This window comes from Microseira wollei NIES-4236 (assembly GCF_020521235.1).
Classification (GTDB): domain Bacteria; phylum Cyanobacteriota; class Cyanobacteriia; order Cyanobacteriales; family Aerosakkonemataceae; genus Microseira; species Microseira wollei.
This window is the reverse complement of record NZ_BLAY01000523.1, coordinates 1-567: the sequence shown is the minus strand read 5'-3', so window position 1 is coordinate 567 and position 567 is coordinate 1. Positions and strand designations below refer to the sequence as shown.

1 protein-coding gene is annotated in these 567 nt (G+C 52.7%); it reads left to right on the top strand.

The annotated features are described in order from the left end of the window. The first annotated feature begins 59 nt into the window (after positions 1-59). Positions 60-440, top strand: coding sequence for a hypothetical protein (locus MiSe_RS49655; RefSeq protein ID WP_226594992.1), 381 nt, complete (start codon positions 60-62; stop codon positions 438-440). Positions 441-567 lie beyond the last annotated feature (127 nt).

Sequence of the window (567 nt, the reverse complement as noted above, 5' to 3'; positions counted from 1 at the left end):
GCAATGATGTCAGTCTTGGCTTGCTCCAATGTCATGGAAGCGGACAAATGAGGAGCGGAATGATGCGAAAGTATCACGTTCCGTTCTGGAGAGCAGCGGCTCTTGTAAGGGAGTCGCCGACTTTAATTATCTGGTCGGGAACGACACTAAGTTTCCCGCCGCAATTTGTTTACGCGCAAACTCAGGGCTTCGTGCCTGGGGGAGGCGACACTTTGCCGTCGGTCATTCCTGGTGTGGGCAAAGAGCCAGTTCCCTCTGATGGCTATGAAGTTGTGAGGGTAATGGTTTTCGGTTCGCACTATGGGGTCAGTTACACCATTCGTTGGCTTTACAAGCTCAATTTCGCTCAGATCAGCGAGTGGAGTTTTCTCATGCCTGCTCCCAATGGGGAAGTCATGAGCATCGTCACCAAGCGAATCCCGCTCAATCGCAATATCTGAGTGAACTACCCCACCGCATAGGCGGATGGGGCTTCTGTACTCATAGGCGAATGCCGCAGGTGAGACTTTCGTCCCATCTTTGGTCTTACTTCCCCTCCTACAGCAGAGACGGCTGAACCATCCGCCT

Excerpts from the sequence above, each read along its gene's own strand:
- MiSe_RS49655 (WP_226594992.1), top strand. The coding sequence starts at position 60 with ATGATGCGAAAGTATCACGTTCCGTTCTGGAGAGCAGCGGCTCTTGTA.